We start from the raw sequence: 17,756 nt of genomic DNA, 5'->3' as shown, positions 1-17,756 counted from the left end.
AGGCGCAGCTCCGACGCCTTCCGCGGCCTAGGCGACCCCGCTGCCCGCCTCGGTCTCCTCCTTCTGACCTCCGCGGATCTCGACGATCGGCAGGGTCAGCGCGGCCGGGGCTCCGGCGGGGACCACCGGCGAGTTCGGCGCGACGGCGGGAATCCGCTGGTAAGGAGCACCCTGTGCGGGTCGATTGTCCTGCTCGCCCTTGTTCGGCCACAGCGATGCCGCCCGCTCGGCCTGCGCGCTGATGGTCAGCGACGGGTTGACGCCCAGGTTGGCCGAGACCGCGGCGCCGTCGACGACACTGAGCGTCGGGTATCCGTACACGCGGTGGTACGGGTCGATGACGCCGTGGTCGGCATCGGCGCCGATCGTGCACCCGCCGAGGAAGTGCGCCGTGAGCGGGATGTTGAACACCTCGCCCCACGTGCCGCCGGCGACGCCGTCGATCTTGTCGGCGATCCGCCGGGTGGCCTCGTTGCCGACCGGGATCCACGTCGGGTTGGGCTCACCGTGGCCCTGCCTGCTGGTGACCTTGCGGCGGCCGAGGACACCCCGCTTGGTGTAGGTCGTGATCGAGTTGTCGAGATTCTGCATGACGAGCGCGATGATCGTGCGCTCGCTCCAATTCCGCACCGACAGCATCCGCAACATCTGCGCCGGGTTCTTCGCGATGATGCCGAGCAGCTTCACCCACCGCGGGGTGGGTCCGTCACCGTCGGTCATGAGCGTCTGCAGCAGCCCCATCGCGTTGGAGCCCTTGCCGTAGCGGACGGGCTCGATATGGGTGTCGGACGTCGGATGGAACGACGACGTGATCGCGACACCCTTCGTGAGCTCCATCGCGGGATCGACCTTGTACTTCCCGGCTCCGACGATCGACTCCGAGTTGGTGCGGGTGAGCTCGCCCAACCGGTCCGACAGCTTGGGCAGCGTGCCGGTGTCCTTCATCTTGTGCAGCAGGTGCTGGGTGCCCCACGTCCCGGCCGCGACGACGACGTACTTCGCGGTGTAGGTCTTGTGGTTCTTGCGGACCTTGGCGCCGGTACGCCGAGTCACGACGTCCCACGTACCGTCCGACGCCTCGTGCAGCGACTCGACAGTGGTCATCGGCACGATCGTCGCGCCGGCCTTCTCGGCGAGGCCGAGGTAGTTCTTGATCAGCGTGTTCTTGGCGCCGTGCCGGCAGCCGGTCATGCACTCGCCGCACTCGATGCAGCCGGTGCGGGCGGGGCCGGCGCCGCCGAAGTACGGATCCTCCACGGTCTTGCCGGGCTCACCGAAGAACACGCCGACTGGTGTCTGGATGAACGTGTCGCCCACGCCCATGTCCTCGGCGACCGACTTGATGACCTCGTCGGCGGGCGTCATGTGTGGGTTCTGCACGACGCCGAGCATCTTGCGGGCCTGCTCGTAGTGCGGCGTGAGTTCGGAATCCCAGTCGGTGATGTCGCGCCACTGCGGATCCTGGAAGAACGACGCAGGCGGCTTGTAGAGGGTGTTGGCGTAGTTGAGCGACCCGCCGCCGACGCCCGCGCCCGCGAGGATCAGGACGTCGCGCAGCAGGTGGACGCGCTGGATGCCGTAGCAGCCGAGGGCCGGCGCCCACAGGAACCGCTTGAGATCCCACGACGTCTTGGCGAAGTCGGCGTCCGCATAGCGACGGCCTGCCTCGAGCACCCCGACCTTGTAGCCCTTCTCGACCAGCCGGAGCGCAGTGACGCTGCCACCGAATCCGGAGCCGACGACGAGCACGTCGTAGTCGGTTGCACGCTGCTTGCCCATTTGCACACCTCCACCGAAGAAAACCGGGTTTGCTACTCGCCAGTATGCACCGCATTCCTGTGACCCGAGCCACAAGGGTGCCCTAACTGTAACCAGAGGTTCCACACACGGTGGTCGATACCCCCGAACGACTGTGGCCGAATGTCACACCCGTTCAGGACTGAACGGGTGTGACATTCGGCCACAGTGGAAGAGACGGATCAGGCGCGGACGCTCAGGCCGACCTTCTGGAACTCCTTGAGGTCGGAGTAGCCCGACTTCGCCATCGACCGACGCAGGCCGCCGACGAAGTTGAGCGAACCGTACGGGTCGTCCGACGGTCCGTTGAGCACCTGGTCGAGTGCGGGACGCTCGCCGTACGACACCGGCAGCAGCGAGCCGCGCGGCATCGACGGGTGTGCCGCCGCGGACGGCCAGAACCAGCCGCCGCCGGGAGCCTCCTGCGCGACCGCGAGGGGCGCACCGATGACGGCCGCGTCGGCGCCGCACGCGATTGCCTTCGCGAAGTCACCGGAGGTGGTGATGTCGCCGTCCGCGATGACGTGCACGTAGCGGCCACCGGTCTCGTCGAGGTAGTCGCGCCGCGCCGCCGCGGCATCGGCGATCGCCGTCGCCATCGGCACGCCGATGCCGAGCACCTCACGGGTGGTGGTGGCGCCCTCGGTGGAGCCGTAGCCCACGATGACGCCGGCCGCACCGGTGCGCATGAGGTGCAGCGCGGTGCGGTGATCGCTCACGCCGCCGGCGATGACCGGGACATCGAGCTCGGAGATGAACGTCTTGAGGTTCAGCGGCTCGCTGTCCCCGTGGGCGACGTGCTCGGCCGAGATGATCGTGCCGTGGATGACCAGCAGGTCGATACCGGCCTTGATCAGCTCCGGGGTGAGCGCGCGGGCGTTCTGCGGGCTGACCCGGACGGCCGTCGTGATCCCCGCATCGCGCACCTGCGCGACGGCGGCGGCCAGCAGGCCGGGCTGGATCGGCGCGGCGTGCAGTTCCTGCAGGCGTGCGACCGCGGCGTCCGGATCGACTTCCTTCTCCGCCATCTCCGCCAGCTCGACGAGCTTCTGCTCGACGTCGGCGTGCCGACCCCACAGGCCCTCACCGTTGATGACACCGAGACCACCGGCCTTGCCGAGCTCGATCGCGAACGACGGCGACACCAGCGCGTCGGTCGGATGAGCCAGCACCGGGATGTCGAAGCGGTACGCATCGATCTGCCAGGCCGTCGACACCTCCTTGGAGGAACGGGTCCGGCGAGAGGGAACGATGTTGATGTCGTCCAACTCGTAGGTGCGTCGGGCAGTTCTGCCCATGCCGATTTCGACGAGGTCGCGCACGCGCGCCCCTTTCTCGATTGTGTTGTGTGCTTAGCGGGCAGCGTAGTTGGGCGCTTCGACCGTCATGGTGATGTCGTGCGGATGGCTCTCCTTGAGGCCGGCCGCGGTGATCTGGACGAACTGCGCTTCCTGCAGCTGCTCGATCGAGGCGGAACCGGTGTATCCCATTGCCGCGCGGAGGCCACCGACGAGCTGGTGGATGACCTGGCCGAGCGGGCCGCGGAACGGCACGCGCCCTTCGATGCCCTCGGGGACCAGCTTGTCCTCGGCGAGGACGTCGTCCTGGAAGTAGCGGTCCTTGGAGTAGGACTTGCCCTGGCCCCGGCTCTGCATCGCGCCGAGCGACCCCATGCCGCGGTAGCTCTTGAACTGCTTGCCGCCGACCAGGATCAGCTCGCCCGGGGACTCGGCCGTGCCGGCCAGCAGGGAGCCCAGCATGGCGGTGGACGCGCCGGCCGCGAGGGCCTTGGCGACGTCACCGGAGAACTGCAGGCCGCCGTCCGCGATGACCGGGACACCGAGCGCCTTGCACGCCGCGGTGGCTTCCAGGATCGCCGTGATCTGCGGGGCGCCGACACCGGCGACGACACGGGTGGTGCAGATCGAGCCGGGACCGACACCGACCTTGACGGCGTCCGCGCCGGCCTCGACCAGCGCGAGGGCGCCTGCCCGGGTGGCGACGTTGCCGCCGATGAGCTGGACGCGGTCACCGATCTCGCCCTTGAGCTTGGTGATCATCTCGAGCACACCGCGGGAGTGTCCGTGGGCGCTGTCGACGACGAGCACGTCGACACCCGCGTCGGTGAGCGTCATCGCGCGGGTCCACGCGTCGTCGCCGACACCGACCGCGGCGCCGACCAGCAGGCGGCCGTCGCGGTCCTTGGTGGCGTTCGGGTACTGCTCGGTCTTGACGAAGTCCTTGACCGTGATGAGGCCGGTGAGCTTGCCCTGGCCGTCGACGATCGGCAGCTTCTCGACCTTGTGGCGGCGCAGCAGGCCGAGCGCGACCTCGGCGGTGACACCCTCGCGCGCGGTGATCAGCGGAGCCTTGGTCATCACCTCGGCGACCTGCCGGTTCTGGTCGACCTCGAACTGCATGTCGCGGTTGGTGATGATGCCGACGAGTTCGCCCGCATCGTTGGCAACCGGGAGACCGGAGATGCGGAAGCGGGCGCACATCGCCTCGACGTCGGCGATGGTGTCGGTCGGCTTGCAGGTGACCGGATCGGTGACCATGCCGGCCTCGGAACGCTTGACGGTCTCGACCCATCCGGACTGCGCTTCGACGGACGAGTTGCGGTGCAGCACACCCATGCCGCCGGCACGCGCCATCGAGATCGCCATGCGGGCCTCGGTGACGGTGTCCATCGCGGAACTCACCAGCGGCACGCCCAGCCGAATCTCGCGCGTCAGCTGGGTCGAGGTGTCGACCTGGTTCGGGACGACGTCCGATGCCGCGGGCAGCAGCAGCACGTCGTCGAAGGTGAGACCCAGCATCGCAACCTTGTTCGGGTCGTCTCCCCCGGTGTGCACGTGCCCTGCGGAACTACTCATGCGGCTCGGGTCCCTCCATCAAGCGTCGATCGGTAAAGGAAGAAGGTGTGGACGCCGGAAACTATTCCTTCGCCCGCCGTCCATGGTATCGGCTCGCGGATATCGGCTCGCTCCGGGCGGCGCACGGCCGCTCCGCGACGCACCGGGCGTGATCAGCTAGCGCAGACCGGGCTGACCTGCGTACCGTGGTGTTGTGCGCGATCAACTGCCTCCCGGCCTTCCCCCGGACCCCTTCGCTGGTGACCCCGCCGACCCGTCCGCTGCGCTCGACGCGATCGAGCCGGGTCAGCCGCTCGATCCCCACGAGCGTCTCGCAGTGGAGGAAGATCTCGCGGATCTCGCGGTGTACGAAGCACTCCTGAGCCACCGCGGCATCCGCGGACTCGTGGTGTGCTGCGACGATTGCCAGCAGGACCACTACCACGACTGGGACATGCTGCGCGCAAACCTCCTCCAGCTGCTCGTGGACGGCACGGTTCGCCCGCACGAGCCGGCCTACGACCCGTCCCCCGACGCGTACGTGACGTGGGATTACTGCCGCGGCTACGCGGACGCGTCGATGAACGACGCACTGCACGGCGACGGCTTCGATATCTGAGGCTCGATTCTCCGAGGCCGATCCCCGGCCCCACGAACGACGACTACGGCCCGGCGAGGAAACTCGCCGGGCCGTAGTCGTGCTGCCGTATGCCCCCCGGTCAGGGAGACGGGGTGGCCGGTGACGGCCCGCCCAGGGATCCGCTCGATGCCTTCGTGGTCGACGTCGACGACGGTGCCGTAGTGGTCGTCGTCGGTGTCGGTGTCCCCGACGACGGGGTCGCGGGGTTGGTGGTGGGTGTCGAGGACGCCGCGGCCGACGACGAGGGCGCGGTCGACGTGCCGGGCAGGATGCCGAGCGAACGCGGGTCGATAGGGAGGCCCGGTAGTCCCGGGTTCGACGGCGACAGTTCCGCACCGGGGTCGATCGTCGACGAGTCGACGGCGGTGGACGTGGAGGGGTCGGGCGCCGGCGGCACTATCGGCGCAGGCGCCGTGGTGGCCCTCTGCAACTCGGTCAGCAACCGCTCGCGCCAGACGTTCAGTTCGTCCCGCGTTCCGGCCTCGTTGACCGCGTTCGCGCGGGCACCTGCGGAGTCCAGCTTCGCCTTGGCCCCGGCGGCATCGCCGGACGCGATGAGCCGCTCGGCTTCCTCGAGGCTGGACGTGGTGTCGATCTTCGCGACGGTGGACGCGGCCCGTTCGGTGAAGACGACCTGCTTGACACCCCACAGCGGATCGCCGGGTTCGGCGTTGTAGGAGAAGATCGTCATGCCGCCCATCGCGATCGCGACGACGGCGGCCGCCGCGGCGATCGGACGAAGCAGTCGCAGGTGGCTGCGGCCCGATCGGGTGCGGGTGACGAGAGCATCCCTGGCACCGAGTTCGGCCTGGACCCGCGCGACGATGTCGTCGAGGTCCGGTTCGGCCGGCATCGGCTGCGCGAGGATCTCGGCACGCCAGTTCGAGAGCAGAGCCGCGACCTGGTACTCCTCCGGGCTGTCCGTCGCAACGGGCCCTTCGGCGGAGATCGCGTCGATCAGGGCGTCGTCACGGCGGACCGCGGCGACATCGATCGGCATGCCGTTTCCGGCGAGATCGGCGTGGGGGTCGCCCGGCTCGCCACTGTTGCCCCTAGCCATGTCTCTCACCTGCTTTCGTCACTTCCTTCTTCAACTTCGCGAGGGCCCGGTGTTGAGCCACGCGCACAGCTCCGGCAGTACTACCGACTGCCGCCGCCGTCTCCTCGGCCGACAACCCGACGACGAGCCGGAGGACGAGGATCTCGCGATGCTTCTCGGGAAGCGTCTGCAGCAGAGCGTTCACCTGTCGGCTCGTCTCCGAGTTGAGAGCCCGTTCCTCCGGGCTGTCGTCCGCGGATACGACATCTGGTACTTCAGCAACAGGATCGGATTTGTTACGCGCCGCGTTTCGGTGTGCATCCGCCACCTTGTGCGCGGCGATTCCGTACACGAAAGCCATGAACGGGCGACCCTGGTCCTGGTACCTGGGAAGCGCCGTCATCACCGCGAGGCACACCTCTTGCGCCACGTCGTCCGCAGACAGCTGGCCTCGTTCGGCAGCACCGACCCGGGCCCTGCAATACCGCACGACCAAAGGGCGGATACTGGCGAGAACCTGGGACAGAGCGTTCCGGTCACCTTGCGCGGCAGCGGCGACTGCGGAGTTCAACTCCTCACCCGTGTTTGACATCGTCAGAGCGGATCCTGGCGTTACAGTGGCACGTCCCCCCAGCCGGGTGTGCTTCCACCTCGCAGCGGAACATCTGTCACTCTAACTACAGAGCCCGACGCGCCATCGCATCGTCCGAATATCCGACGCTCATTTCGCGAACCGCCCACCCCGGTGAGCGATCTCCGCGGCACACTCGTCGCGCACCGTCCGCACGGCCGGATCCGGACTCACTCCGTCCAGCAGCATCGCCGCCGCCCACCGCAGTGGTAGCAGCCCGTGCGTCCCGCTGTCGGCGAGCACCGCGCGGGCCGTCTCGATCGCACGGTCCGGGGTGGGAAGCCCCGTCGCCGCGGCCGCCGACAGCAGGGCCGACTTGACGCGGTGGCGTACCGACGGATGTTCGGCCGATCGCGCGACGGCACTGTCGGTACGGGTCGTGGCGGTGGCGAAGTCGCCGGATGCCAGGGCGATCTCGGCTGTGACCCAGTCGAGGCGCACGTGCTGACGCCACAGTGCGTCCTCGTCGCCGACGCCCGCGAGGTGCGCGGCACACCGCTCGAGCAATCGCCGGCCGAGCGCGAGCCGGCCGCATCCGAGTGCGTCTGCGGCGAGTCCGGTGAGCGCATCGCAGCGGGCCTCGTGCCAGCGCCGGTCGTCCGGACCGCTGCTTCCGAGCAGAGCGAGCGCCGCGCCGTCGTACTCGGACGCCTTCGCATGGCCACCCAGCTGGCGCAGCAGCGAGGCGCGCGTGCTCGACGCCAGCGAGGCCAACGCGGGGTCGAGCCCCGGCCGGCGCTCGAGGTCGTCGAGTGCCGCCCGGGCCTGCGCATATCGGCCCTGCCCGCCCAGCGCGACAGCGCGCAACCAGCGGTCGGCCCGATCGGCGGAGTCGGCGGGATCCGGCAACGGGCTCCTGCCGGGGGTGGAGCCGAACGCGACGTCGAGCAGCATCGGGTGATCATCGCACCGCCCGTCCGCTCCCCCGCGGCGCGGGCGACCGGCGCGAATTCGGGATAGTTGACAATTCTCCAACTGGACGACCGTCAAACTATATCCCGCGTCGACAATGGGCGCGCCACAGCAACGGTCTCCTTCAATTTTGAAGAATGTGTGGCGGTGCGGTTAACGGCAATGCTCGAAGAATACTCGGGAGTAACCCACAGAGCGAGAACATTCAGGACGACCGTTCAACAGACACGCGCGACCACGTGCAGGAACGTGTTCACGGCCCTTACCGGCACGCAATCACACCCCGCCTCGGATGTAAATGTCCAGGGCGTTAATTCTCCGCGTCGGAGATATGCAAATCGCCACTAGCTGAAAGTGTTGACGCGATTTCGTATACACCTTTACGGTTGCGGGGCATGACCGATTCATTGGTCTCGTCCACCCGGGGGGTGGCGGGCCGCTCGCAGTACCACCGCGAGCCTGCTGACAGAGGAGTACTGATGCCTGTTCCGAACCATCTACCCGGCCCCAACGCCGACATCTGGGATTGGCAGATGCGGGGGCTGTGTCGTGGCGTCGAGTCCTCGGTGTTCTTTCATCCGGACGGAGAACGAGGACGTGCACGAGCACAGCGGGAGAGCCGCGCGAAGGAGATGTGCCGGAGTTGCCCGGTGCTGGCGCAGTGCCGGAACCATGCGCTGACCGTCTGTGAGCCGTACGGCATCTGGGGAGGAATGTCGGAGTCCGAGCGCGAAACCCTGACCCGACAGTCACGGCGCCGCATCGCCTGACCACTCGCCGAAGCCCGGGACACCACCACCACGCACAGGTGTCCCGGGCTTCGTCGTGTGCGCCGCCGCCCAGGAGTCGAAAACTCGGACCCGTCCGCCCGACGCACCGCTCCGAAGCACTTACCGACAATGCACGGAACATCCGTCAGGAAGGCAGTCCCATGATCACGAAGACCCGCACCCTCGCCGTCGCCGCCACCGTTTCGATCGCATTGCTCGGCGCGAGCGCGTGCTCCTCGGACGACTCCAGCGATTCGGCCACGGCGACCAGCACCACGACGATGATGCAGAGCCCGACGACGTCGGCGATGTCGGGCACCGCCGCCCCTGCCGCCGATCTGGTGGGCCCGGGCTGCGCCGAGTACGCGGCCACGGTTCCGGACGGCCCGGGCTCGGTCGCGGGCATGGCGCAGGATCCGGTGGCGGTCGCCGCGTCGAACAACCCGATGCTCAAGACGCTGACCGCCGCGGTGTCCGGCCAGCTCAACCCGGACGTGAACCTCGTCGACACCCTCAACGGCGGCCAGTTCACGGTGTTCGCGCCCACCGATGCGGCGTTCGCGAAGCTCGATCCCGCCACGGTCGAGCAGCTCAAGACCGACGACGCCCTGCTCACCAAGATCCTGACCTACCACGTGGTGCCCGGTCAGCTGGCGCCGAGCGATGTCGACGGCACCCACGCGACCGTCGAGGGCGGCGACGTCACCGTCACCGGATCGGGTGACGATCTGAAGGTGAACGAGGCCGGCGTGGTGTGCGGTGGCGTGCAGACCTCGAATGCCACCGTCTACCTGATCGATTCGGTCCTGATGCCGCAGTAGATCCGGGGTAGAACGCACCACCGTCACCACCCTGCGAGAGGATCCGGCCGATGCACGCTACGGTTGTCCACTATGCACCCGAGCGAGCAAATGTGAGTTCGGCCGGATCCTCCGGCGGGGACGACTCCTGCCCCGCGGACAATGTGCAACTCGTAGCTGTCCGCCGTGCCGAGTCCGACGAACTGCGAATCCTTCTGACCCGGATCGCGAGTGGCGACGAGGCCGCCTTCGCGTCCTTCTACGACCGCACCGGTCCGCGCGTGTACGGACTGGTTCTGCGGGTGCTCCGTGATCCGGGCTTTTCCGAGGAGACCACACAGGAGATCTACCTGCAGGTCTGGAAGTCCGCGGCGACCTTCGACCCCGGGCGCGGGTCGCCGCTGTCGTGGCTGATGACGCTCGCGCATCGCCGGGCCGTGGACCGGGTCCGCTCGGAACAGTCGCACACCGATCGCGAGATCGTGTACGAGACCGCCAACCGGACCGACGAGTTCGACGAGGTCACGGAGGAGGTCACGCGCCGCGCCGAACGTCAGGCGGTGGTCGACTGTATGCAGACCCTCACCGACATCCAACGCCAGTCGGTGACGCTCGCCTACTACGGCGGCCGGACCTACCGCGAAGTGGCAAGCGAACTGGGCGTCGCCGTACCGACGGTGAAGACCCGCATCAGAGATGGATTGGCAAGGCTCAGAGGATGTCTGGGGGTGATGTGACGTGGACGACGATCTGATCGAGTGGGCGCACCTGTACGCCCTCCACGCCCTCGACGACGAGGACCTGCGTGCGCTGGACGCTCGCCTGGCCGACGCCGACGAGACGACCCGGGCGGAGTTCGACACCGCCGTGCGATTGGCTCGCGAGACGATGGCGGCCGCAAGTTCGCTCGTCGCCGTCACCCCGCCCGCGGCACTGCGCCGCGACCTGCTGCGTCAGGTGTCGGGTGACGACCTCGCGAAGCGGCGAAACAGCAAGCGCCGGTGGCAGATCACGATGGCGTCCGTGGCAGCGGCCGTCGTCCTACTCGTCGGCGGAGTCGTGATCGGTCGCCAACTGACCGAGACACCGCCCGCGACGCCGGTGACCGCCCAGATCCTCGCGGCGTCGGACATGCACTCGGTGACGGCGGAGATTCCCGGCGGCGGCACGGCGACCACGATGTATTCGAAGGAAGCCAACGCGGCGATGCTGGTGATGAACGGTGTCACGCCGCCGAAGCCCGACACCGTCTATCAGATGTGGCTCGTCCGTGGGGACGAACCGGTGCCCGCCGGCACGATGGGGCCGGACCAGGTGTCTCCCACCACCACGGCGGTGCTCGAGGGTATCGACGGCGCGACGCAGCTCGGTTTCACGGTGGAACCCCCCGGCGGGTCCTCGTACCCGACAGGAACGATGTTCGCGTCCATTCCGCTCACCTGAGGCGCATCTCGCGACAGCAGAAGACCCCCGGACGGATTCGTCCGGGGGTCTTTCGCGTCAGCGCTTGCCGAGCAGATCAGTGGGCGTGGCCGTGGCCGTGGTCCGCTGCTTCCTCGGTGGGCTTCTCGACGACGGCCGACTCGGTGGTCAGCACCATGCGAGCGACCGACGCGGCATTGACGACCGCGGAGCGGGTCACCTTGACCGGGTCCACGACACCGTCGGCGAGCAGGTCGCCGTAGGTGAGGGTCGCGGCGTTGAAGCCGTGGCCCTTGGGCGCCTCGGAGACCTTGCTGACCACGACGGCCCCGTCGAGACCGGCGTTGGTGGCGATCCAGTACAGCGGAGCCTCGAGCGCGGTCCGCACGACCTCGACACCGGTGGCCTCGTCGCCGGAGAGCGACGCGGCGAGGTCGGTGAGGGCCAGACCGGCCTGCACGATGGCGGAACCGCCACCGGGAACGATGCCCTCCTCGACCGCGGCCTTGGCCGCGTTGACCGCGTCCTCGACACGGAACTTGCGCTCCTTGAGGTCGGTCTCGGTGGCCGCGCCGACCTTGATGACGGCGACGCCACCGGCGAGCTTCGCGAGACGCTCCTCGAGCTTCTCACGGTCCCAGTCGGAGTCGGTGTTCTCGATCTCGCGCTTGAGCTGTCCGACGCGGGTCTCGATGTCGGCCTCGGTGCCCGCGCCGTCGACGATCGTGGTCTCGTCCTTGGTGACGACGACACGACGGGCGCTGCCCAGCAGGTCCAGGCCGGCGTCCTTGAGCGTGACGCCCATGTCGGCGGTGATCACGGTGCCGGCGGTGACGACGGCGAGATCCTCGAGGAACGCCTTGCGACGGTCACCGAAGAACGGTGCCTTCACTGCGACGGCCTTGATGGTCTTGCGGATCGAGTTCACGACGAGGGTGGAGAGCGACTCGCCCTCGATGTCCTCGGCGATGATCAGGACCGGCTTGCCGGACTCGGCGATCTTCTCGAGCAGCGGCAGGAACTCGGGCAGGGAGCTGATCTTCTCGCGGTAGAGAAGGACCAGGGCATCCTCGAGGACCGCCTGCTGTGCCTCGATGTCGGTGATGAAGTACGGCGACAGGAAGCCCTTGTCGAACTGGACGCCCTCGGTGACGACGAGTTCGGTGTGCAGCGTCGAGGACTCCTCGACGGTGACGACGCCGTCGACGCCGACGCGGGTCATGGCCTCGCCGACCATTTCGCCGATCTCCTCGTCACGCGAGGAGACGGTGGCGACCTGCGCGATGGCGTTCTTGCCCTCGACCGGGGTGGCGGCGGCGAGCAGAGCCTCCGAGACCGCGTCTGCGGCCTTGGAGATGCCGACGCCGAGAGCGATCGGGTTCGCGCCTGCCGCAACGTTCTTGAGACCGGCCTTGACCAGAGCCTGGGCCAGGACGGTGGCGGTGGTGGTGCCGTCGCCCGCGACGTCGTTGGTCTTGGTGGCGACGCTCTTGACGAGCTGCGCACCGAGGTTCTCGAACGGGTCCTCGAGCTCGATCTCGCGCGCGATGCTCACGCCGTCGTTGGTGACGGTCGGGCCGCCGAATGCCTTGGCGAGCACCACGTGCCGACCGCGGGGGCCGATGGTGACCTTGACGGCGTCGGCGAGCTGGTCGACGCCGCGCTCGAGCGCGCGCCGGGCCTTCTCGTTGAACTCAATTTGCTTGGACATTGATTCAGCTACTCCTGAGATTCAGGGTTTCGTCCCGAAACGGATTTCAGGGTTACCGCCGGAAACGCACTCCGCCCCGGGTCCGATGAGGAACTCCGGGGCGGGAGGCGTGAGGCTTACTTCGCGACGACAGCCAGAACGTCGCGAGCCGACAGGATCAGGTACTCCTGGCCGGCGTACTTGATCTCGGTTCCGCCGTACTTGCTGTAGATGACGGTGTCACCCTCCTGGACGTCCAGGGGGATGCGCTTCTCGCCATCCTCGTCCCAGCGGCCGGGGCCGACGGCGACGACGGTGCCCTCCTGGGGCTTCTCCTTCGCCGTGTCGGGGATGACCAGGCCGGAGGCAGTCGTCGTCTCGGCCTCGTTGGCCTGGACGAGGATCTTGTCCTCGAGCGGCTTGATGTTCACGCTCGCCACGATGAGCCCTCCACTTTCAGGGGTTCGTTGGGCCCGAGGCTGTTCCTCGGACCACGATCAGTTCAGTCACCACGTGACCCCTCACGTGCCCCGTCGTCGCGGGTGCCGGGACTCGCTCAGTGTCGACTAGCACTCTATACATGCGAGTGCCAGCACTCAAGGCAAACCGAGAGCCGACACCCCGAATCCGGTGCCGTCAGTACTGCGACGGCATGTCGAGCACCGCCATGGTGCAGCGGGAGACGCACACGAGCTTGCCCTCGTCGTTGACGATCTTGATCTCCCACACGTGTGTCTTGCGACCGATCGCGAGCGGCGTCGCTGCGCCGTGGACCCATCCCGAGCTCACCGGACGCACGTGGTTGGCGTTGATCTCCATGCCGACGCAGTGGAACCTGCTGCGATCCACCGCGAAGATCGACGCCCAGCTCGCGAGGGTCTCGGCGAACGCGACCGACGCCCCGCCGTGCAGGACTCCGGCGGGCTGCTTGGTCCGTTCGTCGACCGGCATGCGGCCTTCGAGCGAATTGTCGGTGAACCGGGTCAGCTCGATGCCGAGATTCCGGTTGAGGGTGTCGGCGCCCTTGCGGTTGACCAACTCGACGCTGGGCTCCCCGAACCAGATGCTCACGAAACCTTCACCACGACCTTGCCGTTGACGTCACCGTCGATCATCGCCTGGAAGCCCGCGTGGATGTCCTGCAGCGGGATGACGCGATCGATCTTCGGCCGCAGACCGGTGGCCTCCATCATCCGCAGCATCGACACCAGTTCGGCGCGCGTGCATCCGGTCGAGCCGAGGATGCGCTGCTGCAGGTAGAAGATCCGGGTGAGGTCGGCGGGCGGGTTGGAGCCGGACGTCGCGCCCGCGATGACGATCGTGCCGCCCGGTCGCAGCGAACGCATGGAGTGCGCCCACGTGGCCTCGCCGACCGTCTCGATGACGACGTCGACCTTCTCCGGCAGGCGGGCGCCGGCCTCGACAGCAGCGTGTGCCCCCAGTTCGAGTGCGGTGGCACGCTTGTCGGCACTGCGGCTCGCGGCGTACACCTTGGCACCGGCAGCCGCGGCCAGGCTGATCGCGGCCGTGGCGACGCCACCCCCGGCGCCCTGCACCAGCACGCGGTCGCCGGCCTTGATCTGCGCCTGGGTGAACAGCATCCGGTACGCGGTGGTCCACGCGACGGGCAGGCACGCGGCCTCGTCGAACGACAACCAGTCCGGCTTGGGGATCAGGTTGCGGCGGGGCACCACGAGGTACTCGGCGAACGCGCCGTCGTGCTGCTCGGACAGCAGGGCGCGGTTCGGGTCGAGCGTCTCGTCGCCCATGCCGCCGTCGGCGTCGGCGATCACCGGGTAGACGATCACCTCGTTGCCGTTCTCGTCGACGCCGGCCGCATCGCAGCCGAGGATCATCGGGATCCGGTCGGCGGGATGCCCGACGCCACGAAGCGTCCACACGTCGTGCATGTTGAGGGCGGACGAACGCACCGCGACCTTGGCCCAGCCGTCCGGGACGACCGGATCGGGGACCTCGCGGAGTTCGAGTCCTCCCAGCGGGTCGTCCGCGTTCTGGGCGACGGCGACGGCTGCGAGCATGGAATCTCCTGTGCTGTCGGACACAGCGACCGGGTGCGGCGCTGCGAAACATCTGTTCGGGTACCCATGTTCGACGGGGCCCCGTCTCCCGCGCGAGCGCGCGTTCCGCACCTCGGCACGACCGCTGGCATCGAAAGCCGTCGCGGCTGTCTCCTGTTGTCATACCCGGCCGGGTTCGCATCCGGCCGGTCGATGTCACGTCATCGTCAGCATCGCCGAAGTGCAAGGGAGACGACTCATGTGTACCTCCGATGGAGGCAGCCCGACCTCGGGCTCGATCCAGCGGCCGGCCGCCCTGACCAAGTTCGTCGACGTGTCGACGATGGTCGACACCGACAACGGCTTCGTCGATCGCGCGGTCTTCACCGACCAGTCGATCTACCAGCAGGAGCTGCGCCGCATCTTCGCCCCGAGCTGGCTGTTCCTGGGCCACACGTCGCAGATCTCCAAGCCCGGCGAGTTCCTCACCACCTACATGGGCGAGGACCCCGTCATCGTCTCGATGGGCAAGGACCGCAAGATCCGGGCATTCCTCAACTCGTGCCGTCATCGCGGCGCCCGGGTGTGCCGCGCCGACTTCGGCGCCACCAAGAACTTCACGTGCACCTACCACGGCTGGAGCTTCGACACCGCCGGCAAGCTGGTGAGCGTCCCGAACGAGGCCGGCTACCCGGAGTCCTTCGACAAGAAGGACTGGGGCCTGGTCGAGGTCGCCCAGCTCGACACCTATCACGGTCTGATCTTCGCGACGTGGAACCCGGCGGCCCCGCCGCTGAAGGAAGCGCTCGGCGGCATGACCTACTACATGGACGCGATGCTCGATCGCGATCCGGAGGGCACGGTCGCCGTCGGCGGGATCCACAAGTGGGTGCTCGACGGCAACTGGAAACTGGCGGCCGAGCAGTTCGCCACCGACTGGTACCACGTCAACATGTCGCACGCGTCGGCGCTGATGGTGCTCTCCCCCACCGGCCGCGGACCGAAGTCGGAGATCGTCAACACCCCGGGCCGTCAGTTCAGCGATCCACTGGGGCACGGTGCCGGCTTCCCGACGCACCCGCGCAGCCGGTTCGACGCGCAGCCGGTGCACGAGTACTACGACTACGACGCGCTGCGTGAGCGCCTGGGCGACGAGCGCGTCGAGGGTCCGATGACGACCGGTCACGCCACCGTCTTCCCCAACTTCTCGTACCTACCCGTCAACGGCAGCATCCGCGTCTGGCACCCGAAGGGTCCGGACAAGATGGAGGTCTGGGCGTGGACCATCGTCGACAAGTCGATGCCCGAGGACGTGCGTGAGGCGCAGCGTCTCTACAACCTGCGCACCTTCGGTCCCAGCGGCATCTTCGAGCAGGACGACGGAGAGAACTGGAGCGAGTGCCAGTCCATCGCAGGCGGTTTCATGACCAACAGTGTGCCGCTGAACTACCAGATGGGCCTGGGCTCCGAGCGCGAGGACGGCGTCTACCCCGGTAAGACGAGCGAGCTGTACAGCGACGCTGCCGGACGTGGCTTCTACCGACGCTGGGCAGAACTGATGAACACACCGGCATGGCACGAAAAGGGCGCGAAGTGAGCGAGACCATCAGCAAGATCAAGGTCGGCGCGGTCGGCGACATCGAGGACGGCGAGGCGCTGGTCGTCGACGCCGAGCAGACCGGCACGGGTGAGCCGATCGCCGTCTTCCACGACGAGGGCGAGTACTTCGCACTCAACGATCGCTGCAGCCACGGCGAGGCGTCCCTCGCGGACGGCTGGATCGAGGGCGGCCAGGTCGAGTGCCCGCTGCACTCGGGCAAGTTCTGCCTGCGCACCGGGTCCGTGCTGTCCATGCCCGCCACCGAGGACGTCGCGGCCCACAAGGTCGAGGTCGAGGGCGACGAGATCTGGCTGTACCCCGGCCAGGCCGCTGCGGAGTGACCGATCCCATGAGCATTCCCGAGCGCATCGTCGTCGTGGGCGGCGGACTCGCCGGTGTCAGTGCCGCCGGCGAGCTCCGTGCCCGCGGCTTCGAGGGTGAGATCACGCTGATCGACGGCGGACCCACCCCGTACGACCGTCCGCCGCTGTCCAAGGCGTTCATGTTCGGCACCGCCGACGAGTCCGACCTCGCGCTGGCCAAACCGGATTGGTATGCCGTGCAGCGGATCACGCTGCGCACCGGGTCACCGGTCACGGCGCTGAAGCCGGACGAGGGCGTCGTCGAACTCGCCGACGGCACCCGCCTGGACGCAGACGTGACCATCCTGACCACGGGCGCCGGTGCCCGTCCGCTGCCGGTACCCGGCGGCGACCTGCCGCAGGTGCATCTGCTGCGCACCATCGACGACGCCCGCGCGCTCAAGGCGCGGCTCGTCCCGGGCGCACGCCTCGTCGTGATCGGCGCCGGCCTGATCGGCGCCGAAACCGCCTCGGCGGCACTGCAGCTCGGGGCCCAGGTGACGCTGGTCGACCCGATCGACCCGCCGATCGTTCCCGCGGTGGGCCCGGAACTGGCGCGCTACCTGCACGCCCAGCACGCCGAGCACGGCATCGCGGTGCACACCGCGGGCGTCTCGGAGATCCGGCAGACCGGCGACACCGTGACCGTCGTGCTCACCACCGGCGAGGAACTGCCGGCCGATGCGGTACTCGTGGGCATCGGGTCGATCCCGTCGACCGAACTCGCGGAGGCCGCGGGACTCGAGGTGGACGGCGGAGTGCTCGTGGACGAGCACTTCCGCACGAGCCACCCGGCGGTGTTCGCAGCCGGTGACGTCGCGCGCCGACGCGACAGCGACGGCACCCTGCACCGACGCGAAGAGCACTGGGAAGCAGCACAACTGAACGGACGCGCGGTCGCCGCCCGCGTCCTGGGGCAGGAACCCGACCCCGAGTGTGCGGGCTGGTTCTGGTCCGACCGGCACGGGATCCACGTGCAGGGCGTCGGATCGATGACCGCCGAGGGCGAGACCGTGATCCGGCTGCACCCCGACGACGCAACCCGCCCGCAGATGGTGTTCCGAGTCCGGGGCAACACCCTGGTCGGAGCCGCGTTCATCGACGGCGGTCCCGCAGTGCGGGCCGCGCGCATCATCATCGACCGCGCTCTTCCGGTGGATCCGGCCGCTCTGGCCGATCCGTCCGTGAATCTGCGCAAGCTCGCCAAAGGATGACTTGAC

18 protein-coding genes are annotated in these 17,756 nt (G+C 68.3%); 8 read left to right on the top strand and 10 right to left on the bottom strand.

Annotation, left to right across the window (positions count from 1 at the left end; translation table 11 throughout):
- Nucleotides 1–27: 27 nt before the first annotated feature.
- The 3 genes from A6I89_RS00515 to guaB form a co-directional block, all read right to left on the bottom strand.
- Nucleotides 28–1,779, bottom strand: a complete 1,752-nt coding sequence (locus tag A6I89_RS00515) for a GMC family oxidoreductase N-terminal domain-containing protein (RefSeq protein WP_005518497.1) — start codon at nt 1,777–1,779, stop codon at nt 28–30.
- Nucleotides 1,780–1,979: 200 nt separating this feature from the next.
- Nucleotides 1,980–3,119 (bottom strand): GuaB3 family IMP dehydrogenase-related protein, encoded by a 1,140-nt coding sequence (locus A6I89_RS00510; RefSeq protein WP_005518496.1) that lies wholly within the window; start codon nt 3,117–3,119, stop codon nt 1,980–1,982.
- Nucleotides 3,120–3,149: 30 nt separating this feature from the next.
- A complete protein-coding gene (guaB, locus tag A6I89_RS00505; protein ID WP_037084990.1) occupies nt 3,150–4,673 on the bottom strand; it encodes an IMP dehydrogenase in 1,524 nt (507 codons plus the stop codon).
- Between the two features lie 193 nt (nt 4,674–4,866).
- On the opposite strand from guaB, the gene A6I89_RS00500 reads away from it, so the two are divergent.
- The gene (locus A6I89_RS00500; protein ID WP_005518494.1) at nt 4,867–5,271 is read left to right on the top strand and encodes a DUF5319 domain-containing protein; all 405 of its coding nucleotides are present in this window, start codon (nt 4,867–4,869) and stop codon (nt 5,269–5,271) included.
- A gap of 100 nt (nt 5,272–5,371) precedes the next feature.
- Here the strand turns inward: A6I89_RS00500 and A6I89_RS00495 are convergent, their stop codons facing one another.
- The 3 genes from A6I89_RS00495 to A6I89_RS00485 form a co-directional block, all read right to left on the bottom strand.
- The gene (locus A6I89_RS00495) at nt 5,372–6,352 is read right to left on the bottom strand and encodes an anti-sigma-D factor RsdA (RefSeq protein WP_022597283.1); all 981 of its coding nucleotides are present in this window, start codon (nt 6,350–6,352) and stop codon (nt 5,372–5,374) included.
- The gene (locus tag A6I89_RS00490) at nt 6,345–6,923 is read right to left on the bottom strand and encodes a sigma-70 family RNA polymerase sigma factor (RefSeq protein WP_005518491.1); all 579 of its coding nucleotides are present in this window, start codon (nt 6,921–6,923) and stop codon (nt 6,345–6,347) included. The genes A6I89_RS00495 and A6I89_RS00490 overlap by 8 nt, the downstream gene beginning before the upstream one ends.
- Nucleotides 6,924–7,052: 129 nt before the next feature.
- Nucleotides 7,053–7,856 (bottom strand): hypothetical protein, encoded by an 804-nt coding sequence (locus tag A6I89_RS00485; RefSeq protein ID WP_022597284.1) that lies wholly within the window; start codon nt 7,854–7,856, stop codon nt 7,053–7,055.
- A 497-nt stretch (nt 7,857–8,353) separates the two neighbouring features.
- Here A6I89_RS00485 and A6I89_RS00480 point away from each other — a divergent pair, with 497 nt between their 5' ends.
- The 4 genes from A6I89_RS00480 (at nt 8,354) to A6I89_RS00465 (ending at nt 10,887) form a co-directional block, all read left to right on the top strand.
- Nucleotides 8,354–8,644 (top strand): WhiB family transcriptional regulator, encoded by a 291-nt coding sequence (locus A6I89_RS00480; RefSeq protein ID WP_005518489.1) that lies wholly within the window; start codon nt 8,354–8,356, stop codon nt 8,642–8,644.
- A gap of 161 nt (nt 8,645–8,805) precedes the next feature.
- Nucleotides 8,806–9,465, top strand: coding sequence for a fasciclin domain-containing protein (locus tag A6I89_RS00475; protein WP_022597285.1), 660 nt, complete (start codon nt 8,806–8,808; stop codon nt 9,463–9,465).
- Nucleotides 9,466–9,515: 50 nt separating this feature from the next.
- Nucleotides 9,516–10,181, top strand: a complete 666-nt coding sequence (locus A6I89_RS00470; RefSeq protein WP_013416851.1) for a sigma-70 family RNA polymerase sigma factor — start codon at nt 9,516–9,518, stop codon at nt 10,179–10,181.
- A 1-nt stretch (nt 10,182) separates the two neighbouring features.
- Nucleotides 10,183–10,887 (top strand): anti-sigma factor, encoded by a 705-nt coding sequence (locus A6I89_RS00465; protein ID WP_013416852.1) that lies wholly within the window; start codon nt 10,183–10,185, stop codon nt 10,885–10,887.
- Between the two features lie 76 nt (nt 10,888–10,963).
- Here A6I89_RS00465 and groL read toward each other — a convergent pair whose 3' ends face one another.
- The 4 genes from groL to A6I89_RS00445 all read right to left on the bottom strand — a co-directional run bounded on the left by groL (nt 10,964) and on the right by A6I89_RS00445 (nt 14,595).
- Entirely contained in the window at nt 10,964–12,577 is a 1,614-nt protein-coding gene (gene groL, locus A6I89_RS00460) for a chaperonin GroEL (RefSeq protein WP_005518482.1), read from the bottom strand.
- Between the two features lie 116 nt (nt 12,578–12,693).
- On the bottom strand, nt 12,694–12,996 hold the full coding sequence (gene groES / locus A6I89_RS00455; protein ID WP_005518479.1) for a co-chaperone GroES: 303 nt from the start codon (nt 12,994–12,996) through the stop codon (nt 12,694–12,696).
- Nucleotides 12,997–13,192: 196 nt separating this feature from the next.
- Entirely contained in the window at nt 13,193–13,627 is a 435-nt protein-coding gene (locus A6I89_RS00450) for a hotdog fold thioesterase (protein ID WP_005518477.1), read from the bottom strand.
- Nucleotides 13,624–14,595: a zinc-binding dehydrogenase gene (locus A6I89_RS00445; protein WP_022597286.1), complete on the bottom strand. Its 972-nt coding sequence runs from the start codon at nt 14,593–14,595 to the stop codon at nt 13,624–13,626. The genes A6I89_RS00450 and A6I89_RS00445 overlap by 4 nt, the downstream gene beginning before the upstream one ends.
- Before the next feature lie 238 nt (nt 14,596–14,833).
- Here A6I89_RS00445 and A6I89_RS00440 point away from each other — a divergent pair, with 238 nt between their 5' ends.
- Genes A6I89_RS00440 through A6I89_RS00430 form a run of 3 tightly spaced genes read left to right on the top strand, consistent with a single transcriptional unit; the run spans nt 14,834 to nt 17,750 of the window.
- On the top strand, nt 14,834–16,171 hold the full coding sequence (locus A6I89_RS00440; protein WP_022597287.1) for an aromatic ring-hydroxylating dioxygenase subunit alpha: 1,338 nt from the start codon (nt 14,834–14,836) through the stop codon (nt 16,169–16,171).
- Nucleotides 16,168–16,515: a bifunctional 3-phenylpropionate/cinnamic acid dioxygenase ferredoxin subunit gene (locus A6I89_RS00435; RefSeq protein WP_005518472.1), complete on the top strand. Its 348-nt coding sequence runs from the start codon at nt 16,168–16,170 to the stop codon at nt 16,513–16,515. The genes A6I89_RS00440 and A6I89_RS00435 overlap by 4 nt, the downstream gene beginning before the upstream one ends.
- 8 nt (nt 16,516–16,523) lie before the next feature.
- Nucleotides 16,524–17,750 (top strand): NAD(P)/FAD-dependent oxidoreductase, encoded by a 1,227-nt coding sequence (locus tag A6I89_RS00430; protein ID WP_022597288.1) that lies wholly within the window; start codon nt 16,524–16,526, stop codon nt 17,748–17,750.
- The last annotated feature ends 6 nt before the right edge of the window (nt 17,751–17,756 follow it).

It is taken from the genome of Prescottella equi (assembly GCF_002094305.1).
GTDB lineage: Bacteria > Actinomycetota > Actinomycetes > Mycobacteriales > Mycobacteriaceae > Prescottella > Prescottella equi.
This window is presented reverse-complemented; position numbering and strand designations above follow the sequence as displayed.